The organism is Streptomyces gardneri (assembly GCF_006539185.1).
Classification (GTDB): domain Bacteria; phylum Actinomycetota; class Actinomycetes; order Streptomycetales; family Streptomycetaceae; genus Streptomyces; species Streptomyces gardneri.
On the sequence record NZ_BJMN01000020.1, the window covers coordinates 30022 to 56733 of the forward strand.

The 26712-nt window shown below is 72.7% G+C and carries 23 protein-coding genes; 14 read left to right on the plus strand and 9 right to left on the minus strand.

Annotated elements, in window-relative coordinates:
* Nucleotides 1-84 precede the first annotated feature (84 nt).
* Together SGA01_RS15880 and SGA01_RS15885 are read left to right on the plus strand one after the other, a co-directional pair.
* Nucleotides 85-1608 carry a class I adenylate-forming enzyme family protein gene (locus SGA01_RS15880; protein WP_141297276.1) on the plus strand — a complete coding sequence of 508 codons (1524 nt, stop codon included), beginning with the start codon at nucleotides 85-87 and terminating at the stop codon, nucleotides 1606-1608.
* 65 nt (nucleotides 1609-1673) lie between these two features.
* Nucleotides 1674-3515, plus strand: a complete 1842-nt coding sequence (locus tag SGA01_RS15885) for an FG-GAP-like repeat-containing protein (protein WP_167534111.1) — start codon at nucleotides 1674-1676, stop codon at nucleotides 3513-3515.
* Here SGA01_RS15885 and SGA01_RS15890 read toward each other — a convergent pair.
* A complete protein-coding gene (locus SGA01_RS15890) occupies nucleotides 3508-3876 on the minus strand; it encodes an STAS domain-containing protein (protein WP_141297157.1) in 369 nt (122 codons plus the stop codon). The genes SGA01_RS15885 and SGA01_RS15890 overlap by 8 nt on opposite strands.
* 201 nt (nucleotides 3877-4077) lie before the next feature.
* Between SGA01_RS15890 and SGA01_RS15895 the strand changes: the two genes are divergently transcribed.
* Nucleotides 4078-4662: a sigma-70 family RNA polymerase sigma factor gene (locus SGA01_RS15895; RefSeq protein ID WP_055641984.1), complete on the plus strand. Its 585-nt coding sequence runs from the start codon at nucleotides 4078-4080 to the stop codon at nucleotides 4660-4662.
* Entirely contained in the window at nucleotides 4659-5960 is a 1302-nt protein-coding gene (locus tag SGA01_RS15900) for a maleylpyruvate isomerase N-terminal domain-containing protein (RefSeq protein ID WP_141297158.1), read from the plus strand. The genes SGA01_RS15895 and SGA01_RS15900 overlap by 4 nt, the downstream gene beginning before the upstream one ends.
* A 43-nt stretch (nucleotides 5961-6003) precedes the next feature.
* Here the strand turns inward: SGA01_RS15900 and purU are convergent, their stop codons facing one another.
* Entirely contained in the window at nucleotides 6004-6855 is an 852-nt protein-coding gene (gene purU, locus SGA01_RS15905; protein WP_141297159.1) for a formyltetrahydrofolate deformylase, read from the minus strand.
* A gap of 60 nt (nucleotides 6856-6915) precedes the next feature.
* Nucleotides 6916-7359: an SCO4402 family protein gene (locus SGA01_RS15910; RefSeq protein ID WP_055641987.1), complete on the minus strand. Its 444-nt coding sequence runs from the start codon at nucleotides 7357-7359 to the stop codon at nucleotides 6916-6918.
* Nucleotides 7360-7562: 203 nt separating this feature from the next.
* Here SGA01_RS15910 and SGA01_RS15915 point away from each other — a divergent pair, with 203 nt between their 5' ends.
* A complete protein-coding gene (locus SGA01_RS15915; RefSeq protein WP_141297160.1) occupies nucleotides 7563-8840 on the plus strand; it encodes an ABC transporter substrate-binding protein in 1278 nt (425 codons plus the stop codon).
* An 18-nt stretch (nucleotides 8841-8858) separates the two neighbouring features.
* On the opposite strand, the gene SGA01_RS15920 is transcribed toward SGA01_RS15915, so the two are convergent.
* The gene (locus SGA01_RS15920; RefSeq protein WP_141297161.1) at nucleotides 8859-10355 is read right to left on the minus strand and encodes a hypothetical protein; all 1497 of its coding nucleotides are present in this window, start codon (nucleotides 10353-10355) and stop codon (nucleotides 8859-8861) included.
* Between the two features lie 122 nt (nucleotides 10356-10477).
* The gene (locus SGA01_RS15925; RefSeq protein ID WP_141297162.1) at nucleotides 10478-11860 is read right to left on the minus strand and encodes an NsdA family TPR-like regulatory protein; all 1383 of its coding nucleotides are present in this window, start codon (nucleotides 11858-11860) and stop codon (nucleotides 10478-10480) included.
* Nucleotides 11861-12173: 313 nt separating this feature from the next.
* On the opposite strand from SGA01_RS15925, the gene SGA01_RS15930 reads away from it, so the two are divergent.
* From SGA01_RS15930 to SGA01_RS41075, 7 genes are all read left to right on the plus strand, one after another.
* Nucleotides 12174-12857: a bifunctional DNA primase/polymerase gene (locus tag SGA01_RS15930; RefSeq protein ID WP_141297163.1), complete on the plus strand. Its 684-nt coding sequence runs from the start codon at nucleotides 12174-12176 to the stop codon at nucleotides 12855-12857.
* Between the two features lie 74 nt (nucleotides 12858-12931).
* On the plus strand, nucleotides 12932-13789 hold the full coding sequence (locus SGA01_RS15935) for an ABC transporter ATP-binding protein (RefSeq protein WP_141297164.1): 858 nt from the start codon (nucleotides 12932-12934) through the stop codon (nucleotides 13787-13789).
* Nucleotides 13786-15438 carry a transporter gene (locus tag SGA01_RS15940; protein ID WP_141297165.1) on the plus strand — a complete coding sequence of 551 codons (1653 nt, stop codon included), beginning with the start codon at nucleotides 13786-13788 and terminating at the stop codon, nucleotides 15436-15438. Before SGA01_RS15935 ends, SGA01_RS15940 begins: the two co-directional genes overlap by 4 nt.
* A 124-nt stretch (nucleotides 15439-15562) precedes the next feature.
* Entirely contained in the window at nucleotides 15563-16249 is a 687-nt protein-coding gene (locus tag SGA01_RS15945; RefSeq protein WP_141297166.1) for a hypothetical protein, read from the plus strand.
* A 135-nt stretch (nucleotides 16250-16384) separates the two neighbouring features.
* Complete coding sequence (locus tag SGA01_RS15950) at nucleotides 16385-18100, plus strand: FG-GAP repeat domain-containing protein (protein ID WP_141297167.1); 1716 nt, start codon at nucleotides 16385-16387, stop codon at nucleotides 18098-18100.
* A gap of 233 nt (nucleotides 18101-18333) precedes the next feature.
* Nucleotides 18334-19395: a serine hydrolase domain-containing protein gene (locus tag SGA01_RS15955; RefSeq protein WP_141297168.1), complete on the plus strand. Its 1062-nt coding sequence runs from the start codon at nucleotides 18334-18336 to the stop codon at nucleotides 19393-19395.
* 134 nt (nucleotides 19396-19529) lie between these two features.
* Nucleotides 19530-19916 carry a VOC family protein gene (locus tag SGA01_RS41075; protein WP_055641997.1) on the plus strand — a complete coding sequence of 129 codons (387 nt, stop codon included), beginning with the start codon at nucleotides 19530-19532 and terminating at the stop codon, nucleotides 19914-19916.
* 11 nt (nucleotides 19917-19927) lie between these two features.
* Here SGA01_RS41075 and SGA01_RS15965 read toward each other — a convergent pair whose 3' ends face one another.
* Nucleotides 19928-20803, minus strand: coding sequence for an alpha/beta fold hydrolase (locus tag SGA01_RS15965; protein ID WP_308699059.1), 876 nt, complete (start codon nucleotides 20801-20803; stop codon nucleotides 19928-19930).
* Here SGA01_RS15965 and SGA01_RS42080 point away from each other — a divergent pair.
* Nucleotides 20765-21007, plus strand: coding sequence for a hypothetical protein (locus SGA01_RS42080; RefSeq protein WP_229918061.1), 243 nt, complete (start codon nucleotides 20765-20767; stop codon nucleotides 21005-21007). The two genes, SGA01_RS15965 and SGA01_RS42080, sit on opposite strands and share 39 nt — an antisense overlap.
* Nucleotides 21008-21114: 107 nt before the next feature.
* Nucleotides 21115-22482 carry an outer membrane protein assembly factor BamB family protein gene (locus tag SGA01_RS15970; RefSeq protein ID WP_141297170.1) on the plus strand — a complete coding sequence of 456 codons (1368 nt, stop codon included), beginning with the start codon at nucleotides 21115-21117 and terminating at the stop codon, nucleotides 22480-22482.
* A 170-nt stretch (nucleotides 22483-22652) separates the two neighbouring features.
* On the opposite strand, the gene SGA01_RS15975 is transcribed toward SGA01_RS15970, so the two are convergent.
* The 3 genes from SGA01_RS15975 to SGA01_RS15985 all read right to left on the minus strand — a co-directional run bounded on the left by SGA01_RS15975 (nucleotide 22653) and on the right by SGA01_RS15985 (nucleotide 26335).
* Nucleotides 22653-23879, minus strand: coding sequence for an FG-GAP-like repeat-containing protein (locus SGA01_RS15975; RefSeq protein ID WP_141297171.1), 1227 nt, complete (start codon nucleotides 23877-23879; stop codon nucleotides 22653-22655).
* Between the two features lie 75 nt (nucleotides 23880-23954).
* Nucleotides 23955-25178, minus strand: coding sequence for an FG-GAP-like repeat-containing protein (locus SGA01_RS15980; protein ID WP_141297172.1), 1224 nt, complete (start codon nucleotides 25176-25178; stop codon nucleotides 23955-23957).
* A 176-nt stretch (nucleotides 25179-25354) separates the two neighbouring features.
* Complete coding sequence (locus tag SGA01_RS15985) at nucleotides 25355-26335, minus strand: alpha/beta fold hydrolase (RefSeq protein WP_141297173.1); 981 nt, start codon at nucleotides 26333-26335, stop codon at nucleotides 25355-25357.
* Nucleotides 26336-26712: the final 377 nt, after the last annotated feature.

A 26712-nucleotide genomic window follows, 5' to 3' on the forward strand; every position in this document is an offset into this window, starting at 1 on the left:
TGGACCGACAAGCGCCCGGCCTCTACGCTCACCGCACTATCTGACGGAACGTCAGCCAAGAGGAGTACGGTCATGGATACGGCCCTGGACCAGACCGCGCACGCCCTCGGGGAGTCCCGCACCCTCTGGGAGCTCGTCGAACGCCGCGCCGCCCTCACCCCCGACCGGCCCGTCCTGCTCCAGGGCGACCGCGTCCTCACCTTCGGCGGACTGCGCGAGCGCGCCGAGCGCTGCGCCGCCGGGCTGTACGGGATGGGGGTGCGGCCGGGCACGGTCGTCGCCTGGCAGCTGCCCACCCGCATCGAGACCGCGGTGCTCACCTTCGCGCTCGCCCGCCTCGGCGCCGTACAGACGCCGGTGATCCCCTTCTACCGGGACAAGGAGGTCGGCTTCGCGCTGCGCGAGTCCCGGGCCGAGTACTTCGCCGTCCCCGGCGTGTGGCGCGGCTTCGATCACACGGAGATGGCCCGGCGGCTCGGCGCGCACGGGATCTTCGAGGCGTACGACCCCGAGTCGCTGCCCGACGGCGACCCGGCGGTGCTTCCCCCGCCGCCCTCCTCCGGCACCGACGTCCGCTGGATCTACTGGACCTCCGGCACGACCTCGGATCCCAAGGGCGTCCTGCACACCGACCGCTCGCTCCTCGCGGGCGGCTCCTGCCTCGCCCACGCCCTGCGGCTGACCGCCGAGGACGTCGGCTCGATGGCCTTCCCGTACGCGCACATCGCCGGGCCCGACTACACGGTGATGCTCCTGCTGTACGGATTCCCCGCCGTCATGTTCGAACAGTTCGCGCTGCCCGAGGCGCTCGACGAGTACCGCGCGCACGGCGTGACCGTCGCCGGGGGCTCGACCGCCTTCTACGCGATGTTCCTCGCCGAACAGCGCGCACGGCCCGGCGAGCCGGTCATCCCCACCCTGCGGCTGCTCGCGGGCGGCGGGGCGCCGAAGCCGCCGGAGATCTACCACGCGGTACGCAAGGAGCTGGGCTGCCAGCTCACCCACGGGTACGGCATGACCGAGGTCCCGATGATCACGATGGGCGACCCCGACGACACCGCCGAGAACCTCGCGACCACCGAAGGCCGCCCGCCCGCCGGCATGGAGATCCGGATCACCGGCGACGGCACCGGCGACGGCGAGGTCCGGCTCCGCGGCGAGGCCGTCTGCCAGGGCTACCTGGACCCGGCGCAGACCGCGGCCGCCTTCGACGAGGACGGCTTCCTCATCACCGGGGACGTCGGCCACCTGACCCCGAGCGGCCATCTGGTCCTCACGGGCCGGATCAAGGACATCATCATCCGGAAGGGAGAGAACATCTCGGCCAAGGAGATCGAGGACCTCCTCCACGGCCATCCGGACGTCGGCGACGCGGCCGTCATAGGCCTCCCGGACCCCGAGCGCGGCGAACGCGTCTGCGCGGTCGTCGAGCAGCCGCCGGGCGCCGCCCCGCTGACCCTGCCGGCGGTCACGGCCTTCCTCCGCGAGGCCGGCCTCTCCGTCCACAAACTCCCGGAACAACTGGAGGTCGTGGCCGCCCTCCCCCGCAACGAGACCCTGCGCAAGGTGCTCAAGTACCAGCTCAGGGAGCGCTTCGGCGCTCGGTGATCTTCGCTCTATGATCCCCGGGAATCGTCCGCGGGTTCCCACCCGCGGAACCGGAGGGGGACCACATGAGAAGACGACCCATCGCGCTCGCGGCGGGCCTCGCGGCCGTCGCGGGCCTGCTGCTCGGCATACCGGCGGCGGGCCCGGCGACGGCGGCGACCACAGCGACGGCGGTCACGACCACGTCGGCAGCGGCGACGGCCACGGCATCCGCGCCGACGGCGACCGCTCCCTACGCCGATGAAGTACGTGTCATCAGCTGGAACATCTGCGGCGAGGCCGGCAGCGACCGCGGGAAGATCGGCTACTGCCCGTACCGCAACGAGCCCGGTCTCAAGATGGACGAGGTCAAGAAGCTCGTCGACGCCCACCAGGCGAACGTCGTGATGCTCCAGGAGGCCTGCGGCTACCAGGGCACGACGCCGCCGCCGGGTGCCGAGAAGAGCCACATGGCCCTGCTCGCCGCCCGCCTCGGCCCCGGCTGGTCCCTCGCGCACGCCGCCGGGAACAGGGCCACGGACTACGTCGACGAAACCCACACCTCGCTCAAGCCCGAATCGGCGTGCCGCGGCACCGCTCTGGGCGGCACGGTCGGCGTCCTGCTCGCCGTCAAGGGAACCTTCGACGGCCCCGTCGAGCGCGTCGAGACCGTCCCCGCCGGGGTCTCCGAGCGCCGGCTTCCCCTGCTCTGCGCACGGGTCACCGGCCTCACGGACAAGCTCTGCACCACGCACCTCATCGACAGCGACAGCACCGTGGCAGAGCGGCAGAGCAAAACCGTCCGCGACCACCTCACGTCGGCGCTCGCCACCGGTGTCGTCCTCGGCGGCGACTTCAACTACCGCGAGACCACGGCAGCCCTGGAGCCGATCGCCACCGCCCTCGGCCGCTGCCGGAACGACGACGACACCTCCGTCCACTGGGAGAACGCCGCCGCCCAGCCGCACTGGAGCCGCATCGACCACCTCTTCGGAACCGAGCGGCCCGGTGGACAGCGGTTCGTGTCCTGCACCGTCGACCACTCCCTCCTGGACACCACGCACAACCGCCTGGTCGACGCCGAGCCCTCGAACGGCTATTCCGATCACGCCCCGGTCATCGGCTACCGCCGCCCGGCCCCCGTCCCCGGCGACCAGACCGGCGACGGCTCGCCCGACCTCGTCGCCGTCGACGACGCCGGCAAGCTGCGGCTCTACCACGGCCAGGGCACCGGCGGCCTGCCCGGCGCCCACGACGTCATCGGCACCGGCGGCTGGTCCACGGCCTCCGTGGCGCACCGCGGGGACTGGACCGGCGACGGCACGGAGGACGTGCTCGCCCGCGTCGGCGGTGAACTGCGCGTCTACGCCAACCGCGGCGACGGCTCGATCACCGCGCCCGTGACGGTCGCGACCGGACTGCCCACCGACACCAAGGTCGTGGGCGTCGGCGACGTCACCCACGACGGACACCCCGACGCGGTCCTCCAGTACGACGACAGTCTCTGGCTGCGCGCCGGGGTCCGCGGCTCCGCTCCGGCCGTGGCGGCGCCCGTCCTGATCGGCGCCGGCGGCTGGGACGTCATGACGCTGACCTCCCCCGGCGACGCCGACCGGGACGGGCGCGTGGACCTGCTCGCCCGGCACACCGGGAACGGCGACCTCTGGCTCTACCGGGGGTACGACGACGGGACCTTCGACCACCGCGTGGCGTACGGCCACGGCTACGGCGTCACCGCGCGCCCGCTGCTCGCGGGAGGCGCCGACGCCGACCTGAACGGGGTCGCCGACCTGTGGGCGACGACCGACGAGGGCACCGGCACCCTGCTCTTCTACGCGGGCGGCACCGGCGCCTCGGGGACCCCGGTGGACGGCCCCCGCACCACGGTCGGCACCGGCTCCTGGAGCACGATCCGGTCGATCAGCTGACCTCCTCCACCGCCGCCGGGACGTCCCCGTAGACCTCGAAGAGGCGGCGGACGCCGAGGGCGGACAGCACCCGGTCGACGTGGCCGTCGCCGCCTCCCTCGACCACCGCCTCGGGCAGGATCAGGCGGAGGCGGCCGCCGCAGGAGCGCAGCAGGCGGCGGGCGGCGATGAGGACGCCGACACCGCTGGAGTCGCAGAACCGCACGGCGGACAGGTCTATGACCAGGTCGTGGCGGCCGCCCGCGACGGCGTCGTGGACGCGGCGGCGTATCCGGGGGGAGGTGACCAGGTCCAGTTCCCCCCGGATGCTCAGCACCGTCCAGGGGCCGTGTTCGTCCTCGTCGACCTCGATCGTCGTCACGGTCGCCGCCTGCCCCGGCACGACCGGCCGAAACCCCTTCTCCGAGGTATGGCGCTTTCCTTACCATCCAGACCCTCGTCAAGGGCGCACTTGCGGCAAACGGACGTGCGTTGTCGGCACGGCGCATTACTTTGGAGTTCGGAGAGAAGAACGAGAACGAGGACTCGAGGCTCAAGGACCGGCAGGGGACGGAGGATTCGCATGGCGATGGAGACACCACCGCGCTGGGACCGCAAGATGCAGCAGCGGCTCGCCGCCGGAGAGGCCGCCGCGCTCGGCGAGTTCTACGACCGGTTCGCCTCGCTCGTGCACAGCCTCGCCCACCGGGTGCTCGACGACGACGCCGCGGCCGACCAGGTCACCCGCGAGGTCTTCGGCTACATCTGGGAGAACCCCGACGACTACGACCCCAAGCAGGGGAACATGCGGTCGTGGGTCGCCAGGCTGACCCAGCGGCAGGCCGTCCACCGGCTGCGGCAGGCCGAGGCGACGGCCTACGCGGAGACCGGGCAGGGCTCCGCCGAGGAGCTGGAGCAGAAGGTGCGGCGGGCCCATGTCGCGGCCCGCGCGGAGCACATCGTGACCTCCATGCCGGCGCCGCTGCGGGCCGCGCTCGAACTGGCCTACTTCCAGCGGCGGGACTACCGCCAGACCGCGGCCGACCTCGGGGTCACGGAGGACGAGGCGCGACGGCGCCTCCGGCTCGGGCTCCAGCTGCTCTCCTCGGCGAACACCCGCCCCCTGGAGGGCTCCTCACCGCCCGGCGGCTACGGGCGGACGCTGTGACGGGGGCGAACGGCGACGCGGACGACGTCGCACGCGCCCCGTGGATACCGGGCCCGCGCCGGTCGGCGGACGACCACGCGGACCTGACGGCGGACCCGACCCCTGTGACCCCGCCGGCCCCGACCGCCCCTGCGCCCCCGATGCCTCCGGAGGTCCCGGAGACCGGGGCGGAAGCCGACGAACCGCCGGACGTGCCCCAGCTGACGCACCGCGTGCTCAAGTCCCTCCTCGGGGCCTGGGCGCTCTCGGCGTGCTCCGCCGGGGAGACGAAGGCCGTCGAGGACCACCTCACCGAGTGCGCGCCCTGCGCCGAGGAGGCCCTGCGGCTGCGGGACGCCGTCGCGCTGCTCCACGAGGACCGGGACCTGGACCTCGACCCGCTGCTGCGGTCCCGGGTCCTGGAGAACTGCCTGGGCCGCCGCCCCGCCCGCGTACCGGTACCCGAGTGGGTCACCCCGTACGACGCGGAGACCGCCCGGCTCGACGCTCTGCTCCGGGACATCGGCGAGTCGGAGTGGCACGCCCCGGTGCGGCTCAAGTGGTACGAGGACGACCACCTGGTGCGCCGCAAGACCACCGTCGCCGGGGTCATCGGCCACCTCCTGGCCGTGGACGGCCTGGTGAGCTCCGCGCTCGGCATCAAGGACCCGCTGGGCGCGGGCGTGCCCGAGCTCTCGCCGACGGAGCGGACCGAGGCGTTCTGGTCGGCGCTCGACCGGCCGCCGAACCGCGCGCTGCGCGGGCCCTGGCGTGACCAGACGCACACGCTGATCCGCACGGTGTCCTTCGCGGGCCGTGGCGTCGGCGACCTCACGGTCACCTACAAGGACTTCGCGCTGCCCCTGCGGGACTCGCTCCTGGAGCGGGCCTTCGAGTGCTGGCTGCACGCGGACGACATCGCCAACGCGGTGGCGTACCCGTACGCCCCGCCGAGCGGCGCCCATCTGCACGGCATGATCGACCTGGCGGCCCGGCTGCTCCCGGCGGCCCTCGCCGGTCGCCGTCGCAGCGGCCTCGCCGCCCCGGCCCGGCACCTCGTCGCGGCGGGCGCGCCCGGCCGCTCGCTCCATCTGGAGGTCGAGGGGGCGGGCGGCGGCCACTGGTACATCGCGCTGGACTCCCCGGCGGCGGTCGGCTCGCCGGACCGGGCGGTGGCGCAGGTCGCGATGGACGGGGTGGAGTTCTGCCAGCTGGTGGCCGGCCACATCTCGCCGGAGGAGGCCGCGGCCGGCCAGGACGGCGACCGGGAGGCCATCCGCGACGTCCTGTCGGCGGCGGCCTCGCTCAGCCGGCTCTAGGGCCTGACAGGTCTAGGGCCTGACAGGCCCTGGTCCGGGCGGCTCAGGCGAAGACGACCGTGCGGCGGCCGTTGAGGAGGATGCGGCGTTCCGCGTGCCACTTGACCGCGCGGGCGAGCGCCTGGCACTCCACGTCGCGGCCCACGGCGACCAGCTGGTCCGGGGTCACCTCGTGGCCCACCCGCTCGACCTCCTGCTCGATGATCGGGCCCTCGTCGAGGTCGGCCGTCACGTAGTGCGCGGTCGCGCCGATGAGCTTCACACCGCGCGCGTGCGCCTGGTGGTAGGGCTTGGCGCCCTTGAAGCTCGGCAGGAAGGAGTGGTGGATGTTGATGATGCGACCGGAGAGCTGCTTGCACAGGTCGTCGGAGAGCACCTGCATGTAGCGGGCGAGGACGACCAGCTCGACGTTCTCCTCGCGGACCAGGTCGAGGAGCTCCGCCTCGGCCTCGGCCTTGGTGTCCTTGGTGACCGGAATGTGCCGGAAGGGGATGCCGTACGAGCCGACGAGCTCCGCGAAGTCCGTGTGGTTGGAGACGACGGCGACGATCTCCACCGGCAGCGCGCCGAGCCGCGAGCGGAACAGCAGGTCGTTCAGGCAGTGCCCGAACTTGGAGACCATGAGCACGATCCGCATGCGGTCGTCGGCGCGGTTGATCTGCCAGTCCATCGCGTAGGAGTCCCCGACCGCCGTGAAGCTCGCGCGCAGCTTCTCCACGTTCACCGGCGCCTCGGCCGAGAAGTGGACCCGCATGAAGAAGAGACCCGTGTCGTGGTCTCCGAACTGCTGACTGTCCTCGATGTTGCACCCGGTGATGAACAGGTAGCTCGACACGGCGTGCACGATGCCCTTTTTGTCCGGGCACGAAAGGGTGAGGACGTACTGGTCGGTCATCCCGTCAGCCTGCCATACACGGGAGGCCCGCAAGAGCCACCGTCCGCCAGGCGGAACGGCTCAGGACCGGGTCATGATACGGAGCACGTCGAGGGAGCGCGGGGGCGCGTCGGGGTCCTCCCCGTCGGCCTGCGCCATCCGTACGTGTGCCTCGCGGGCGGCCCGTACGGCGTCGGGCCAGCCCTGGTGCTCCAGGTAGGCGGAGACGGGCGCGTCCGGGCCCACCTGGTGCATGATCCGCAGCACGCGGAGCACGGCGACGTCGACGAGGGCGGCCTCGCCGCTGTCGCGGAAGACGGCGCCCACGTACTTCTCGGCGGACCAGTTGTCGAGCCAGGTGTCCTCGACGAGTCGGTAGACGGCGTCGGTGACGTCGCCGTATCCCTCCTGGCCGGCCAGCCAGGTCGTCTCGTGGAACCCGGGGTCGGAAAGCATGTGCAGCGCGGAACGCACGTTGATGCGCCAGCGCCACCACGGCATGTCGTTGAGCGGCATGCCGCCCATGGTGGAGGAGCGACGGCCGCGACGGGAAGAGTTAACCGAACCGGAGACTGGACTGGACACGTTTCGATCGTACGTTCCCTTGCCCCGTAAGCGGACTCGCCCCCTCCTCATCGCCGGCCGGCCCCCGTAATTCACCTTTACGTCACCCATCGTTGAACCGTGCTCACTCCCGCGTTACCCGTGAGGCGGAAATGTGCATGCCCATGACCGGTAGGCGACTGACCTCACTCCTCGCGTACGTCACCACCGCGGCGACCGGAGCGTCGCTGCTCACCGGGTGTGGCGTGCTCCCTGGGGCCACGGGGGGCTCCAGGGAGCCCGTCACCGTGATGACCTGGGCTCCCGACCAGACCCAAGCGACCAACATGCCCGGAATGCCTGCAATGGCGCAGGCCTACGCCCGCTGGATCAACTCCCAGGGCGGCATCGACGGCCACGAACTCCGCGTCCTCACCTGCAACGAACAGAACACCGGCGCCGGCGCCGCCGCCTGCGCCCGCCGGGCCGTCCGCGAGGACGCGGTCGCGGTCGTCGGCTCGTACAGCCAGAACGGCAGCGCGTTCCTCGCCCCGCTGGAGGCCGCCGGCATCCCGTACATCGGCGGCTACGGCATCTCGGAGGACGAGTTCACCAGCTCGCTCTCCTACCCCGTCAACGGCGGCCAGGCCTCCCTCATCGCGGGCCACGGCATCCAGCTCGCCGAGTCCTGCCGCAAGGTCTCCCTCGTCCGGCCCGACACCGTCGCCGGCGACCGGCTCCCCGACCTCCTCAACTCCGGCCTCCGCAAGGCCAGTCACCGCAGCGCCATCGACATCCCGGCCGTCGAGGACGCCGGCGAGTATACCGAGCAGGCCGGCCGGGCCCGGGACAAGGCCGGCAACGAGAACGGCTGCGTCACCGCCGTGCTCGGCGAGCGCACCCAGACCTTCTTCGACTCCTTCCGCCGCCTCCCGTCGGAAGGGAAGAACGGCGGCTCCGGCAAGAAGAGCGACCCCGTCCGGATCTCCTCGGTGCTCGGCAGCGTCGCCCAGCCCGTCATCGACCGCACCGGCGGCGCCCACAGCCCCTTCGAGGGCGCGTACGTCACCGGCTGGTACCCGGAGGCGTCCGACAAGAGCTGGGCGCCGATGCGCAAGGTCATCCAGGAGCACGCCTTCGCCGACAACCGCGTCGACCCCGCCGACGCGGGCGTCCAGACCACGTGGATCGCCTACACGGTCCTCAAGTCCGTCGTCGAGGCCCTCGACAAGGACCGGATCACCGCCGAGGGGATCACCCACGCCCTCGACCGGGGCGCGCGCATCGACACCGGCGGCCTGACCCCCAGCCTGCGCTGGAAGTACGAGGACCTCCTCGGCGCCCCCGGCCTCACCCGGGTCGTCAACCACAAGGTGACGTTCCAGGTGGTCCGCCAGGGGCGGCTCGTGGCGGAGAAGCCCGGCTTCGTCGACGTCGGCGAGACCGTCCTCAGCGCCCCGTAGCCGCCCTCACGGGCCGCCCTACAGCTGCGTGGGCGTCCGCTTGTCCAGTCCGTACTTCACGGCGGTCGGGTTCCACAGCCCGGCCGCCTGCTTCTTGGCCGCGGTGGCCTCGCCGCTCTTCTTCTCCGCCTCGGCCAGCCGGTTGGTCCGCTTGGCCTTGCCGTCCTTGCAGGCCTTCTTGGCCTTCATCTGGACGGCCCAGGCCGCGTAGTGGTCGTCGGCGGCGGCCGAGGCCTGCCAGGCCCTGGTCAGCGCCCCCGTCAGAGCCGGGTTGTTCGGGATCTTGTCGACCGACAGCGTCCGGAGCTTGGTCACCAGGCCCCGGCGCTGGTCGGCGGCGCCCCGCAGGTCCCTCGCCGCCTTGTCCAGGTCCTTGCACTGGTTGATCAGCGCGACCGAGCTGATCACCGTGTCACGGCTGCTGTTGCTGGTCGCGAGGAGCTTGTCCAGCTCCTTGGCCTGCGGCTCCGCCGGGTCGACCGGCTTCTCCGCGGGCGGCGCGGCGGTGGTGGCGGAGGGCGGCGCGGCGGAGCTCGCCGCGACGTTCTGCCCAGGCGTCTTGGGGTCCTTCTCGTCCTCGCCGCTCAGCAGCATCCCGGCGCCGAGGCCGACGACCGCGCAGCCGGCGACGACGGCGGAGATCAGCGCGACCGGCGACTTCCGGCGCGGCGGCTCGGGCTCGTCGTCGTAGTAGGCGTCCTGGTACGCGTACTGTCCCCCTGGGCCTTGCGGCCCGGGAGGTGCCCCCAGGGGCGGCTGCGGGGGCTGCTGCGCCTGGTAGCCGTGCTGCGGCGGGCCCTGGTGCTGCTGGTGCTGCTGGTGCTGCTGGTACGCCGGCGGGGCGGGCTGCTGCTGCGGCTGATAGGCCTGCGGCTGCTGCGGGGCGCGCGGCGCCTCCGTACGGAAAAGGTTGTCGAACTCGGCCGGCGGCTGCCGCTCACCGGGCTGCTGGGCCTGGGCCTGCGGCGGTACGGGCGCGATGTACTGGGTCGCGTCGGCGGCGCCCGCGGGCTGCCCGGGGAGCGGGCCCGTCCCCAGGAACTGGGTGTCGGAGCCCGCGCCCGGGTGCGGCGGCAGGGCTGCCATGTGCTGCGTCGCCTGCATGTCGGCGGCGGCCTGGGCGGCCGGCGGCGGGTAGCCGTAGCCGGGCTGCTGGGCCTGCACCGGCGGCATCGCGCCGGGGACCGGCGCGATGTGCTGGGTGGCCTGCATGTCCGCGGCGGCCTGGGCGGCCGGCGGCGGGTAGCCGTACCCGGGCTGCGGCGGTATCGGCGGCGCCTGCGGCGGGAGCTGCTGCTGCGGGACCGGCGGCAGGTACTGCGTGGACTGCATGTCGGCGGCGCCCGGCATCGCCTCGGGGGGCAGCGGCTGCGCGGGCGGCAGCGGCTGCCCGCCCGGCTGACCGGCGGCGGGACCCCAGGCGCCGTCCCACGGCTGGGCTCCCCCACGGGCACCGTCGTGCGCGGGGGGCGCCGCCGGGTACTGCGGCTCCGGACCCTGTCCGTTCTGCGTCACCGGGACTCCTACTGATGGACCTACGGAATCGTCGGCTCACGCTACCGGGTACCCGTGGGGCTCCGCACACACGTGTGAGCCCGGTTACACAACCTCCTTGCGCGAAGGCGCCCCAAGACCCCCTACGCCGCCGACAGGTCCATCCGCGCACTGAACTCCCGCACCACCGCCTCCCCCGCGTACGGCTCCAAACTCTCCCTCAGGTCGTCCAGGTACTCGGCGCCCCGCGACGACCGCAGCGTGCCCAGGAGTTCGAGCGCCCGCGTCCCCGTCCGGCAGGCCTGCTCCACCTCCCGCTGCTGCACCTGCGCCGAGGCCAGCAGGGCGAGCCCGATCGCCCGCCGCCGCGCCCGCGTCTCCGGGTGCCCCGCGATCGACTCCCGCGCCGCCCGCGCCGCCGCCTCCGCCTGCCCCAGGTCCCGGTAGCAGTGCGCCAGTTCGTCCGCGAGATAGGCCTGGTCGAAGTGCGCGATCCACACCGGGTCGTCGCCGGCCTCCGGATCGGCCCGCTCCAGCGCCCGTACGGCTCGGCCCGCCGCCGTCTCGAAGGAGCTGGCGTCCCCCATCAGCGCGTGCCCGCGCGCCTCGGCCGCGAGGAACATCGCCTCCGCCCTCGGCGGCACCTTGCCCCGCGCCCCCTCCTGCGCCGCCCGCGCCAACTGGGCGATCTCCCGGGGGTTCCCGAGCTGCGCGGCGAGGTGGCTCATCGACGCGGCCAGGACGTAGCCGCCGTACCCCCGGTCCCCCGCCGCCTGCGCGAGCCGCAGCGCCTGGATGTAGTAGCGCTGCGCGAGCCCCGGCTCGCCCGTGTCCACCGCCATGTATCCAGCGAGTTCGGTCAGCCGCGCGGCCGCCGCGAACAGCTGGCGCCCCACGGCCTCCCGGTACGAGCCCGAAAGCATCCCCGACACCACGCTGTTGAGGTAGTGCACCACCACCGGCCGTACGTGGCCGCTGCCGAACCGCCGGTCGAGGTCGACCAGCGCGCTCGTCATCTCCCGTACCGCCGCCACGTCCGCGACCCCGACGCGCGCGCCCGCGAGCCGCGCCACGTGCGTGTCAGGACCGGTGATCAGCCAGTCCCTGCTCGGCTCGACGAGCGCGGAGGCCGCGACCGTGGAGCCCGTGAGGAAGTCCCGCCTGCCCACGTCGCTGCGCCACAGCTCGCAGACCTGCTCGATCGCCCCGAGGACGGTCGGCGCGAACTGGAGCCCCACGCCTGCGGCGAGGTTCCGGCCGTTCGCCATCCCGACCTCGTCGATCGTGACCGTCCGGCCCAGCTTGCGGCCCAGCGCCTCCGCGATGATGCCCGGCGCCCGGCCGCGCGGCTGCTGCCCGCGCAGCCACCGCGCCACCGACGTCTTGTCGTACCGCAGGTCGAGGCCGCGCTCCGCGCCGACCATGTTGACCCTGCGGGCGAGGCCGGCGTGCGAGCAGGCCGCCTCCTGGATGAGCGCCTGGAGCCGTTCGTTCGGTTGACGTGCGACGAGTGGCCTGGCTGCCATGAGTGTTACCCCCTGAGGCCGAACGGTGATCACAGGTGCAGTGATCACGAGAAGTGATCAATGCCCGGTGGATATCCGGTCAATGCCGATGTGAACACGCGAAACCGGACAGTCCGGTGCCACACGTGTCGCACGGTCGACACCGGACACGCCGGCCGCGACGCTGCCGCCGGCGCCCCCACTGGTGCGTACCCCGCCCCCGCTCTCCCGGCCCCCGCGCGCCCCCGTCGGTGCACCTGTGCGCCCCGTATGCAGGATCGATGCGTCACACCGCTCTCCCCCGCGCCCGTAACCCCAGGTGACGTGCGCAGTTGTGTTCACCGTGGAAGAGACCATCGGAGTCACGGAAGCCGCACAGATCCCCCAGCAGCGCGGCGAGCAACTGCTGGACAGCGCCGTGCGGTACGCGGAAGAGCGGCACTGGGACGTGTTCCCCGGGACCTGGCTTGAGGCCGTCGAGGGCAGGGAGCGCTGCTCCTGCGGCGCGGAGTGCGCCGTCCCCGGCGCGCACGCGGTCAAGCCCGACTGGTCGACCCAGGCCACCGGGAGCGGCGTCGGGGCACGGCGCATGTGGTCGAAGACGCCGAAGGCGTCGATCCTGCTGCCGACGGGCCGGACGTTCGACGCGATCGAGGTGTCGGAATCGGCCGGGGTCCTGGCGCTCGCCCGCATGGAGCGCATGGACCTGACGCTCGGCCCCGTCACCTGCACGCCGGACCGCCGGATGTTCTTCTTCGTCCTGCCGGGCGCCGCCGCCAAGGTGCCCGACCTCGTCCGCAAGCTGGGCTGGGTCCCCGCCTCGATCGACCTCGTGACGCGCGGCGAGGGCCACTACGTGGCGGCCCCGCCCACCCGGATCGGCGGCGTCGGCGCGGTGCAGTGGGCGCGGCGCCCCACCCCGGCGAACCGCTGGCTCCCCGACGCGGAGGAGCTGATCAGCGCCCTCGCGTACGCGTGTGGCCGGGAAGCGGCGGAGGCGCGCGGCCGGGCGCAGTGATCCCTGGGCCGGGTCAGGCCTCACCCGTATGGTGGTGCCCGTATTCACGGGGACGACCGAGGGGTTGACGGACCATGCCTGACCAGGCATTTGACGGAGTGTTCGACAAGGCGGGCGCCACAGCGGGCATCGCACCGGGTTCCGGTGCGGTGCCCGCTGTGCGTGTCGAGGGGCTGTGGAAGCGTTTCGGCCAGCAGATCGCGGTGAACGGGATCGATCTCGTCCTGCCCGCGGGGAAGTTCATCGGGCTCGTCGGGCCCAACGGAGCAGGCAAGACCACCACCCTCTCCATGATCACCGGCCTGCTCCGGCCCGACCAGGGGCGGATCCTGGTCGCCGGGCACGACGTCTGGGCGGACCCCGAGTCGGTCGCCGAGGTCAAGGCCAGGATCGGCATCCTGCCGGAGGGCCTGCGGCTCTTCGAGCGGCTCTCCGGCCGTGAACTCCTCGCCTACAGCGGCCGACTGCGGGGGCTGCCGGGCGCCGAGGTCGACAAGCGGGCCGCGCAGCTCCTCGACGTCCTCGACCTGACCGGCTCGCAGAACAAGCTGGTCGTCGACTACTCGACCGGCATGCGGAAGAAGATCGGCCTCGCGGCCGCCCTGCTCCACAACCCCGAAGTGCTGTTCCTCGACGAGCCGTTCGAGGGTGTCGACCCGGTGTCGGCGCAGACCATCCGCGGGGTCCTGGAGCGGTACACCCAGTCCGGCGCGACCGTCGTCTTCTCCAGCCACGTCATGGAGCTGGTCGAGTCGCTCTGCGACTGGGTCGCCGTGATGGCGGCGGGCCGGATCCGCGCGCAGGGCACGCTCGCGGAGGTCCGCGGCGACCGGCCCTCGCTCCAGGCGGCGTTCCTGGAGCTGGTCGGGGCGAGCGGGCGCGAGACGGCCGGGGAGTCCCTGGACTGGCTGGGCGGCGGGGCGCAGCGATGAGCACGAACGCCACCGCGAGCGCCACGTCCGCCGTCACCTCCTCCGCCCCCGCACCGTCCCTCACCTCGGTCTTCGTCCAGCTCAAGCTGGCGCTCCTGAAGAACGGGCTGCGGCAGTCGGGCGGGCGGACCGCCGCGTACATCGTCTCGATCGTCTGCGGTGTCCTCTTCGCCGCGGCCATGGTGCTGTCCTCCTTCCTGCTGCGGGGCAGCGCGGACGCCGACACGGTCGCCGTCCTCCTCACGGGCGTCGTGGCGCTCTCGTGGGCGGTCATGCCGCTGTTCGTGCCGACCGGGGACGAGACGCTCGACCCGTCGCGGCTCGTGATGCTGCCGCTGCAGCCCCGGCCGCTGGTCCGCGCCCTGCTCGTGGCGTCCCTGGTGGGCGTCGGGCCGTTCCTCACGCTGTGCCTGGCGTTCGGCGCGGCCCTGTCGGTCGCGCGGGGCACGGCCGGCACGGTCGTCGCCGTCCTCGCCGTCCCGCTCGTGACGGTCGTGTGCGTGGCGCTGTCCCGGGCGGTGGTCGCCGCCAACATCCGGCTCCTGACCTCCCGCAAGGGCCGGGACCTGGCGCTGCTCAGCGGTCTGGTGATCGCGGTCGGCATGCAGCTGGTCAACTTCGGCGCCCAGCGCCTCGGCCAGGCCGGCGGTCTGGGCCCGCTCGAACCGGCGGCCGCCGTCGTCGGCTGGCTGCCGCCCGCCGCCGCGATCGGCGCGGTGGACGCGGCGAGCACCGGCGACTACGCCGTGGCGGCGGCCCGGCTGCTGCTCACGGCGGCGACGCTCGTGGCGCTCGTGCACTGGTGGCAGCGGAGCCTGGTGAAGCTGATGGTCGAGCCGGACGGCTCCACGATCGGCGCGTCGTCCGACAAGGGTGTCCGCGAGAAGTCCGGCGGTACGGGGCTGCTCGGCCGGATCCTGCCGGGCGGGCGCACGGGCGCGACCATGGAACGGACCCTGCGGTACATCTGGCGCGACCCGAAGACGAAGGCCGCGTGGGTGACTTCGCTGGCCATGGGCGTGATCGTGCCGGTCTTCAACGCCTTCCAGGGCACGGGCTCGATCTACTGGGCGTGCTTCGCCTCGGGCATGCTCGGCGTCCAGATGTACAACCAGTACGGCCAGGACACCTCGGCGTTCTGGATGGTCGCGCAGACCATCTCGACGACGGCCGACGCGTACGCCGAACTCCGGGCGCGGGCGCTGGCCCTGCTGTCCGTGACGCTGCCGTTCACCGCGCTGGTGACGGTGGCGACGGCCGCCGTCCTCGGCGACTGGTCGGACCTCCCCGAGGCCCTCGGTCTGTCGTTCGGCCTGCTGGGCGCGCTGCTGGGTTCGGGCGCGGTGGCCTCGGCGGTCTTCCCGTACTCGATCCCGCAGGACAGCGGCTACAAGAACGTGGTGCCGGGACAGGGCGGTCTGGCCTGGATGTCGATCCTCGGCGGCATGCTCGGGTCCGTGCTGCTGTGCGCCCCGCTGATCGGCGCGGCGGTCTACCTCCACGTCTCGGACCAGCACTCCCTGCTGTGGATCGTCCTCCCGGCCGGCGTGCTCTACGGCGCGCTGCTCGTCCAGGCGGGCCTGAAGCTGGCGGCCCCCCGCACGGCGAGGCGGCTGCCGGAGATCCTGGCGGCGGTCAGCAAGGGCTGACCCGGCCGACCCACCGTCACCGAGCTCAGAAGTGACTCAAGTCCCTTGCCCGGCAGACACTTTGCCGGGCAAGGTCGACTGACCGCACCATCTGACCAATGGTTCGTCTCGGGGGGACAAGAGCATGAGGATCAGCGAGATCAGAGGCATCAGAGGAACCTTCCTCTCCGCGTGCGCCGTCGCCGTGGTGCTCGCGGGCGCCGCGGCCTGCACGTCGGACGGCGACGGGCCGCCCGCCAAGGCAAAGGCCACACCCACGGCCGCCGCCTGCAAGAACGGCACGTACGCGTGGTTCAACGTCGACGAGCGGGACGTCCTGACGGGTATCGCCGAGAAGCAGAAGATCACCGCCAAGGGGGGCGGTGAACTCACGAACAAGCTGAGGCCGCTCCACGCACCGCGTGTCGCCGTCACCTTCGAGAAGGGATCGCGGGTCGGCGACGCGAAGGACGTCCTTCGCTCGCTGGGCATCCACGTCGGAGAAATCGAACAAGTGGACGCCGCCGACGGTTCCACCCACGAGTTCACCAACGTCCGCAGGCCCGCTCCGGACATCAACGACGGCAGCACCCGGATGCTCGGCCCGGGAACCTACGTGGAGTACGCCTTGGTACGACAGGTCACCGCCGACTTCCAGTACACCTGCGGAACCGGCGGCCCGGTGACGGGCCGGGCGACCAGCTGGACCATCGACGGCGGAGGCATCGTGGAGTGCTTCACCCCGATCAAGCCGGCGGCGAAGAAGGGGGACCCGTCCCTCGCGGCCGCCCGCCTGTCCTGCGGCCCCGACGCTCCGGCCTCGAAGGCCTGACCAGGTCGGATTCGGATATGGGCACGCGAAGGGCGCCCCGGGCCTCACGGTCCGGGGCGCCCTTCGCGTAGGCGGCCGCGACGGCCGACGGCGGGCGTGTTACCGTCCGCCGATTGTTCGAATGTGGGGGGAAATTTGCGAAGGATTCTGGGAGCCGGTATCGCGGCCGCGCTGCTCGTGACCGGTGGGGTCGTGGGGACGGGGACCGCCGTGGCGGCGGGAGACCCGACGTTCTACTTCGACCCGGTCGTGGGTGGCGTCCTCATGCCCGGCGAGGGCCGGGTCGAGCTGTCGCCCGACGGCTGGGGCGGGCAGACCTCCGGGCAGCCGGACGGCACGTACGTCTACGCCCTGAGCAAGAAGCCGCTCACCGACGCCACCTGGGCCGGCGGCGGACTGCCGGCCGGACTGAAGGTGGAGCGGGCGGACGGCTGCGCACCGAAGGCCGGGAAGGTCGGTGTATACCTGTGCGACCTGCCGGGGTGGGGCAACCCGGGACCCGAGGTCTCGGCGACAAGCACCGCGGCGAACGGCACGACGGCCTACTTCGGCCTCGTCTACGTGCCGCGCGGGTCGAGCATCGACGCGGGCATCAAGGAGGCGCAGACCGCCGCCTCGAAGCCCATCGGCACGCGCCGCTCGCACGCCACGATCACGGTGCGGACGCGGGCGCACGTCGCGCAGAACACCATGACGCTGTCGACGCCGACGCTGCCCGCGGGCGGCACGGTGAAGCACACGCTCAAGCTGCACGCGGTCGACAAGGGCCACTTGACGCTGAACCTGTCCGCGGCGCCCGGTTTCCGGAACTGGGACGAGGGCGAGCTGAAGGTCACCGCCGACGGCATCAGCGCGGGCGGCGCCGCCGGTGCCGCGTGCGACCACTCGCTCGGTGAGGTCGGCAGCTTCCGGTGCGACGTCACGAAGCCCGGCGACTACACGATCACCTACGGGCTCAAGGCCGCGGCGACCGCGCCCGCCTGGCGGGTGCGGACCCTGGCGACGTACGAGGTCTTCACCTTCGGCACGGGCAACCCCGAGAAGGTGTCGGACTTCGGCGTCAGCAGCCCGGTCCCGGTGATCCAGCGCTACCGGATCGTGGGCCGCGACGCCGAAGGCTGGCTGTGGGACTACACCGGCACGGGCAAGGCCTCCGCTCCGTTCAGCTGGACCAACCCGGTGGGCGGGCAGTTCAACTGGAATACGTACTCGGCCCTGACCCGGCTCGGCCCGGTCACCGTGCAGAGCACCGGGCCCGGTGCGGTCGCCCGCGACAAGGGCGGGGTGCTGTGGTTCTACCGGATGTCCGGTGACGGCGGCATCTACACGGAGAGCCGGCTGAAGGTCGGCGGCGGCTGGAACGCCTTCAACCTGCTGGCCGGGGCCTCGGACCTGACCGGCGACAAGAAGGCGGACCTGCTCGCGCGGGACACCGCGGGTGTGCTGTGGCTGTACCCGGGCACCGGCACCGCCACGGCGCCGTTCGGCACGCGCGTGCGGATCGGCGCGGGCTGGGGCGCGTACAACTCCCTGGTCGGCGGCACCGACGTGACCGGCGACGGCAAGGCCGACCTGGTGGCCCGTGACACGGCCGGCAAGCAGTGGCTGTACGCCGGTACGGGCGCGGCGGCGAAGCCCTTCGGCGACCGCAAGCAGATCGGCTACGGCTGGCAGAGCTACAACTCCATGGTGGCGCCGGGCGACCTGAACTCCGACGGCAAGGCGGACCTGGTGGCCCGGGACTCCTCGGGCACGCTCTGGTACTACGCGGGCACGGGCGTCGCGACGAAGCCGTACGCCACGCGCGCGCGGATCGGCTCCGGCTGGCAGCGGTACAACCTGCTGTTCTAGACGCACTTCCCGGGGCAGGCGCTCCCGGACAGCCGCACACGACGGCCTCCGCCCCTGAAGGGCGGGGGCCGTCGCGCGTGTACGGCCCTGAGGGGGAGTCGGGGTGCGGTCAGGGTCGGGTCCGGGTGATCACCGATGAGCAACGGGCGCTGCGGGCGCGATGGTTGATCCAGAAGAACCCGTCGCAGCACCGCCGAGAACCGAGCCGCCCGCACCGTCCCCAGGAGCCGTCGATGACCGCCCTCCCCACCTCCGTCCGCCGTCTCGTCGTCAGCGGCCTCGCGCTGGCCGCGGTCACCGCCGGACTCGGCGCCGCGCCCGCGGCGACGGCCGCGCCCGCCTCCCCCCGCTCCCCCGACGCGGTACGGGCGCTGCTCGCGACCCTGCCCGACGACGTGACGGACGCGGCCCTGGTGCGAGTGGCCGGCCGGGGCGTGCGCGCCTCGTACACCGGGACGGCCGGTCCTGTGGCGGCCGACGCGCGGTTCCCGGTGGGGAGCGTGACCAAGGTGTTCACCGACGCCGTGCTCCTCCAGCTCGTCGCCGAGCGCCGGATCGGCATCGACGATCCCGTACGCCCCCACCTGCCCGAGCTGATCCCGGCCGCCTGGTCCGGCGTGACGGTGCGCGAGCTCCTCGACCACACCAGCGACCTCCCCCGCCCCGCGAAGGTGCCGCTCGATCCGCGCGGGGTGGTGGCCGCGTCCTTCGAGGCGGACGCGGCGGGCCGCCCCGGCCGCCTTCCGGCGCCCGGCACCGTCCAGCAGTACAACGGGCTCAACAGCTTCGTCGCCGGGCTGCTCGTGGAGCGGCTCACCGGCCGCCCCTTCGCCGACGAGCTCGACCGGCGCGTCCTGCGCCCGCTCGCGCTGCGCGACACCGCGCTCTCCGAGGAGCCGGCCATCGCCTGGTCCTGGGCGGAGGGCGGGCTGGTGTCCACCGCGGCCGACCTCGACAGATTCCTCCGCGCCCTGCTGGACGGGCGGCTGCTCCCTCCGGCCCAGCAGCGGCACCTCTTCGAGATACCCGCGGTACCGGGCGCCCCCGAGAACACCAGCTGCCCCAAGGGCACGGCCTGCTTCAGCGCCGGCGGACTGATGGGCATCGACCTGAACGGCACCCGGGTCTGGGGCAAGACCGGCTCCAGCGGCGGCTGGACGAGCGGCGTGTTCGCGACCACCGGCCCCCACCAGCGCCGCGTCGCCTACACCCTGCGCCCCGACGCCGAGGCCGCTCCCAAGGCCCAGCGCGACCGGGTCGAGACCTTGGTAGGAGCAGCCCTCAATGACCGGTGACCACCGATCAGTCAGCGCATCACGTCTCCGCGCCCCGGACGCCGACGGGAGACCAGCGCCCGTCCGGCGGATCAGGGTCGGCGCGGTCCGGGCGCGAGTTGTCGGCCGTGGGGGCTGCGGGCAGGATCTCGCACATGGTTTCGGTGATGCAGAACGTGGCGGTCGACTGTGTGGATGCCTATGAGCTGGCGCGGTTCTGGAGCGAGGTCCTCGGGTGTCCGCTGCATCCGGAGAGCAAGCCGGGTGACGCGGAGGCCGAGGTGACCCTGCCGGAGGGCCCGATGCTGTACTTCAACCAGGTGCCCGAGCCGAAGACGGTCAAGAACCGGCTTCACCTGTGCCTGCGTCCCGAGACCTCGCGGGAAGAGGAGGTCGAGCGGCTGCTGGGCCTCGGCGCCACCCTCGTCGCCGATCGCCGGGAAGCCGATGGTGCCGGCTGGGCCGTCCTCGCCGACCCGGAAGGCAACGAGTTCTGCGTGCTGCGCAGCGCGGCCGAGCGCGCGGCCATGTCGTCTTCCTGAGGCTCACCCGCTCACGGGTGGAGGGTGGTCCGGAGGTGGGCCGCCCAGGCGCGGGGGTGAGTGGTGTTGCCGTTGTGGCCGCCGGGGAAGGGGATGACCTCCTGGCCGATCAGCGCCCCCAGGCTGTGGGCGGCCTGGTGGTCGAAGACCGTCGCCGGCGTGGTCCGCCCGGTGGCCGGCACGATGCGGGTCGGGGTGGCGCGGAGGAGGTCGCGGCAGCCGGGGTCGGTGCGCAGGGCGGTGAACTCGGCGGTGATGAATTGGGCGAAGTTGGCCAGGCGCCGGTCGTCCATCGGCTGCGGGGTGAGACCGGGTTCCGCGCCGGGCTGCGCCGGGTCGATGCCGAGGGACGCCGCGATGGCCGGGAGGGCGACCGGCAGGCCGCCCGTCGCGAACAGGTCCTGGAGGTGCGCGAGTTCGCTGCGGTGCGCGTCGGACGCGGAGGGCGCGTCGAGCAGCCAGGGCGCGACCGGCTCGTGGGCGATGAGGGTGTCGAGCTGCTCTCCGTGCTCGGCGGCCAGGTGCAGGCCGATGACCGCACCGAAGCTGCATCCGAGCATGAGCGCGGGGCCGTCGGCGACGTGCGCGAGGAGGCGGTGCGCGTCGTCGACGTGATCGGCCATGGTGACGGGCCCGCCGGGAGCGTCGAGGGTGCTGCGGGACAGGCCGCGCCGGTCGTACGTCAGGACGGTGAAGTCGTCGGCCAGGGCGTCGACCAGGTCGGTGGTGCGGCCCGCGTCGCCTTCGCCGCTCTGCGAGATGAGGAGGAGCGGGCCGGTGCCGCGCTGCTCGAAGTAGAGGGTCGCGCCGTCGACGGGCAGCTCCCGCAGAGCAAGGTCTCGGCCTGCGTGGCCCGCCTGCGCGAGGCCGGCGCGGTCGAGACCCACACCGACCCGGCCGACCGCCGCCGCACCCTCATCAGCCCCGCCCGGACGGCCTCCCCCCGCGTCGCCGAGGTCCGCTCCGCCGACATCGACGGCGTCCTCACGCGCGTACTGGAGGACCCGGAGCGACTGGACGAGGTCAAGGCCGCGCTGCGGGTTCTCGCCGAGCACCTCGGCCCGAGCGCCCTCACCCGCCTCGGCGACTGACGGCGACAGACCCCGAACCCGAGGCCCCCGGCAGGCCTGACAGGGACGGGTCATGATCGAAGTAAGCTGGTCCGTTGATCACTCAAGAGGAAAGACGGGCAAGGAACTTGAATCGCATACGAACGACGGTGGCGCTTGGTCTGGTGCTGTCCGCGGCTCTCGTGACCGGATGCTCCGGAGGCGCGGAGCCCGATGCCAAGCCCAGTGGCGGGGAGACGGAGAAGGTCACGGAGTCCGCGTCCGCGGCGCCGAAGACCCCGGTCTTCCAGGGCAAGCCGGTGCCCGGCCTGGCCGCGAAGCCGGCCTGGAGCCTGACGAGGGACGAGGCGGGGAACTGCGCGGGCAACGCGTCCGTGAAGGACTCGTCGCAGAACGACATCTGCACGGTCGGGGACGCCGTCATCCTCACCGGCAACAGCAACGGGCAGGCGGGCACGACCACCTTCACCGCCCGGCTCCTCGACGCCGAGACCGGCAAGCTGCGCAAGAAGTTCGACTTCCCCCTCCACGCGGAGAGCAGCGGGTCCACGTCCTCCTCGGCGGTGACCCTCGCGCAGGTGAGCGAGTGGCGGGACGGTTCGCCGGCCCTGCTGATCCGCAGCCGCGTCGACACCCCGGCGAGCGGCCTGAAGAAGGCCTCGACCCAGACCGTGCTGACCATGTACGCGCCGTCCGGCGAGAAGCTGGGGAGCTCCTCCTTCGACGAGGACACCCACATGTCCACGCCCGTCCGGAACGGCTACCTCGTGGATGCCAGCTCCATCGGCGGCGGCGCCACGTTCATCCCGATCGGTGACGGGGAGACCGTGACCAGCGAGGTCTCGGCCTTCGACCTCAAGGGGACGGTCGGCTCCGGTCTCGGCTACTACTCGCAGCCGGACATCTCCTACCAGCCCTCCGCCGACTGGCTGACCGCCAAGGACGTCCGCACGGGCAACAAGGCGTGGAACAGCAAGGACCTCACGCCGCCGGCCGCCATCGCCAAGCTGGTCACCTCGGACAAGGCGACCAGTGCGCGGCTGATGCCTTTCCGGGGCGACAAGGCCCTCCTCGAATGGTCCTCGTACGGCGATTCCGAAGCGGTCATGACGCTGATCGACGTCAAGAGCGGCCGCCGGCTCGCCGAGGGGCCGGCCATCGACACCAACGGCACCGTCGACGACGACGGCCTCGCCATCTCCCCCGACGGCAAGACCGCCGTGGTGCAGTACGGCAAGGGCGCGGTCGCCTGGAACACGGAGACCGGCAAGGAGCTGTGGCGCCAGGCGGAGGACGAGGTGACCATCGGGCCGGGCGACCTCCCGGGCAACGGCGTCCTCTACGCGTACCTGGACGGCGTCGGAGCCGCGCTCGACGCCGACGACAAGAAGCTGCTGGCCTCCGAGATCGCGGAGATGCCGCAGTTCACGACGAACGGGTACGCCGCCATCCACACCTCCGAGGGCCTCTTCGTCTTCGCCACCCAGCCGGTCTGACGGACGCCCCGCCCCCGGTTCAGGAGGCCTCAGGCCCGGACGCCGCCTCGCGGGACATCACGCACGTGTTCCCGATGTCGGGATCGCCGACGAAGAAGAACAGCACCACGACCGCACAGCGAAGGCCTCCACCCCAAGGGCGGAGGCCTTCACGTCAGTACGTCAGTACGTCAGAACGCGCCGTTCAGGTCGTCCCAGTCGGGGTCGACGTTCCGGCCCGCCGCCAGGGCGCCCGTGCCGAGGCCCTGGTAGGTGACCAGCCAGCCCTGCTTGCCCGGGACTCCGTCGATGACGTAGCTGCCGCCGCTGATCGCCGCGAGGTCGGCGCGGCCGTCGCCGCTGAAGTCGCCGACGGCGAGGAACGAGCCCAGGCGGTTCCAGCCGCCGGAGCCGATCAGGACGCGCGCGCCGAGCGTGCCCGTCGCGGTGCTCGGGTACAGCCAGAGCTTCGCGGGCGACGCTTCGCGGGCGATGAGGTCGGGGTGGCCGTCGCCGTTCATGTCGCCCGCGCCGACCAGGGCGTTCATGGCGTTCCAGCCGCCGGTGCCGAGCAGCACGCGGGTCCCCAGGGTGCCCGTGGGGGTGCTGGGGTACAGCCACAGCTTGCCGGTGGTCTTCTCGACGGCGAGGAGGTCCGAGCGGCCGTCGGCGGTCAGGTCACCGAACGCGGTGATCCGGTCCATGCCGTTCCAGCCGCCGGTGCCGATCAGCACGCGGGCGCCGAAGTCGCCCGTGCCGGTGCCGGGGTGCAGCCACAGCTTGCCCGTGGCCTTCTCGCGGGCGATGACGTCCTCGCGGCCGTCTCCGCTGACGTCGCCGTGCCGGGTGAGGGCATCGGCGTCGTTCCAGCCGGTGCCGACCATCCGGCCGGTGCGGTCGCCCGGCAGGAACCACAGGCGGCCCGCCTCGTCGCGTACGAGGACGTCGGCCTTGCGGTCGCCGTCGAGGTCGCCGAAGCCGGCGGCCTCGGGGGCCGTCTCCGCCTGCCACGCGGGGTAGGCGTTGCCGTCGCACTCGCGGGCCGTGCCGACGAACTTCAGCGAGCCGGTGTTCGCGGTCCCGAAGCCGAGGTAGCCGCCGGTGGTGTCCGGACCCACCACGTGGTCGGTGCCGGCCTCGACGGCGGGGACGTAGTCCTCCTTGTCGTACAGGCACGCGATCTGCGAGGTGCGGTTCACCACCGATCGGAACGCGTTGTTCCACTCGCCGAGCGTCGCCTTCGACTCGCTCGTCTTGAACATCGTGCCCGTGGTGTTGTCCGTCTTCCAGGCGCAGAAGTACCCCGACGGGCAGTCGCTGACGGCCGCCTGTGCGGGGGCCGCCGTCGTCACGCCGAGAACCCCCAGCGTCGCCAGGCCCAGCACCGACGCCAGACCGCGCTTCACTACCGAACGCAAAACTCTTCCCTCCCCTGGGCGCGTGCGAGGGGGCACGCCCCTCGCACGCGGTCTCGCATTACTTCACTCGCCCGGTCAGAAGGCGCCGTTCAGCTGCCACCAGCTGTCGGTCTCCGGGAAGCCCGCCTGGAACTTTCCGGTGCCCGTGCCCGAGTAGAGGATCAGGGCGCCGTCGCCGCGGAACACGTTGGACGAGTAGCTGCTGTTGGTGATGGCCGCCAGGTCGTGGTGGCCGTCGCCGTCGTAGTCGCCGACGGCAAGGAGCTGGTCCATGACGTTCCAGCCGCTGCCCAGGAGCACGCGGGTGCCGAACGTGCCGCCGGCCTTGCCCGGGTACGTCCACAGCTTGCCCGTGGAAGCCTCGCGGGCGACCAGGTCGGGGCGGCTGTCGCCGTTCAGGTCGCCGGTGCCGGCGAAGGCGTTCATGCCGTTCCAGCCGCCGTTGCCGAGGAGCACGCGGGCGCCGAGGGTGCCGGTGGTGGTGCCCGGGTAGAGCCAGAGCTTGCCCGAGGACTTCTCGACGGCGACCAGGTCGGAGCGGGTGTCGCCGTTCAGGTCGCCGACGCCGACGAGGCGGCTCATGACGTTCCAGCCGCCGGTGCCGATGAGCTTGCGGGCGCCGAGGGAGCCCGTACCCGCGCCCGGGTACAGCCACAGCTTGCCGGTGGACGCCTCGCGGGCGATGACGTCCTCCTTGCCGTCACGGCTGAAGTCGCCGTGGCGTACGAGGGCGTTGAAGGCGTTCCAGCCGCCGGAGCCGACGAGCTTGCCGCTGCCGTTGCCGGGCAGGAACCAGAGCCGGCCCACCTTGTCGCGGACGAGGACGTCCGCCGTCCGGTTGGCGTCGAGGTCACCGAAGCCGGCCGCCTTGGGGGCCTCGGCCGCGTGCCAGACCGGGTACGGGTCCATGGCGCACTCGCGCTCGGCGACGACGAACTTGAGCGAGCTGACGGAGTTGCTGCCGGGGCCGCCCCACTCGCTGCCCGAGGGGTCCGGGTACACGGAGTAGACGTCGCCGTCGGTGCCGTGGTTCGGGTCGTCGTACAGGCAGACGAACTTGTTCGTGCGGTTGACGACCGAGCGGAACGTGTTGTCCCAGGTCCCGAGCGTCGACGCGTTCGCCTGCGTCTTGTACATCGTGCCGGTGCCGTTGTCGGTCTTCCAGGCGCAGAAGTAGCCCGACGGGCAGTCGCTGATCGCGGCCTGCGCCGGGGCCGCGCCCGCGCCCAGGAGAGCGGCCGAGGTGAGGCCCAGTGCCGTGGCCGCCGTGGCCAGGCGCTTCAGCAGTGACATGCGCAATTCTTCCCCTTGTGAGGTGGCGCGGAGCAGTCCTCGACGCGCCGGGAGGGGGACCGTATCGCGCCGGGTTGGGCGCGTCTCCGCAGGGGTGGCGTTAAACGGAATGCCTGTCTCCGGTGGTCCCTCCGGGGCTCTCCTGGCGGACGGGGGGCGGTGCGCCTGGGGCGCGACCGGCGTCAGGGCGTCAGCACCCCGTTCAGGAAGGGCTCGACCGCCTCGCTCCAGGCCTGCGGGTGCTCGTAGTGGAGGAGGTGGCCCGCGTCGGGGATCTCCGCGTACGCCCCGTGGGGCAGGACCCTGACCATCTCCTGGGCCTCCGCGCGGCCCAACTCCCCGTCGAGGCCGCGGACGACGAGCGTCGGGCAGCGGACCTGGGCGAGCGACTCCCAGTGGGCGTCGTGGACCCAGGTCTCGCGGGAGGTCAGCATCTGCGCCGGGTCGAAGACCGGGCGCCAGCCGTCCGGGTGCTCGGCCATCACCTCGGCGAAGAAGGCGCCCCGGGCCGGGTTCGGGCGCTCGACCCACGGGTCGTCCTCGCCGAACCAGCGGCGGACGGCGTCGAGGGAGGGGAAGGGGGCGGGCCAGCCCCGGAACCAGTCCTGCCACGCGCGCTGCGAGGCGGCGCCGAGGGCGGAGGCCCGCATGTCGCAGATGACGAGGGCGCGGACCAGGTCGGGGCGCTCGGCGGCGAGCTGCCAGGCGGTGAGGGCGCCCATGGAGTGGCCGACGAGGGTGACGGGACCGAGGCCCAGCTGCTCGACGGCGGCTGCCGCGTCCGCCACGTACGCCTCGCGCGTGAAGGGGCCGGCGGCCGGCTTCTGACTGTGACCGTGGCCCCGCTGGTCGAGGGCGACGACACGGTGGCGGCCGGTGAGACGGCGGACGGCGGGGGCCCAGTGGGCGGCGTGCCCCATGAGGCCGTGGAGGAGTAACACGCCCTGGGTGGAAGGGGTGGAGGCGGTGGTGGCCGGCGTCGGCCTGGCGGCGGCGGGGACGAGGAGGCCTTCCGGGTGCCGCGCGACGGGTGCCGGCGCGGGCCGGGGTGCGGGTGGCCTCGGGGCGGCCTTCGGGCCCTCGCCTTCGCCGGTCGGCTTCGTGTAGTCCCAGGCGGCCAGGCGTACGCCGCCGGCCCCGGTGACGTCGAGTCGTCGCGCCATGTCCCTGGCACCCCCTCTTTCCCGTCGAACCGCATCAGACTATCGAACTCGCATTCGAAAATGCGCTTCTGCCACCCAACACCCCTCGTTCGAGTGACAGGGCTCAAGGATTGACTCCCGCTGCCGAGGGGAGATCTTGAACGGGAGGCGGACCGCTCGGGGAAAAACGGTCCGACGGGACTGACCTTGGGAGCTCGGGGCTCCAGGTCAGCACAGGGGAGGACAGGCCCCGGCGCCACAAGGCGCCGGGGCCCTCTGCTGTTCGGGGACCCCTGCCGTCCGTGGCCCTCATGGCCTCACACCCCTTCCACACCCAGCTCGTACCAGCGTGGCACGCCGAGGGGGCGGGCGTGGCCATTCCGGCGTAAACCGGGGCG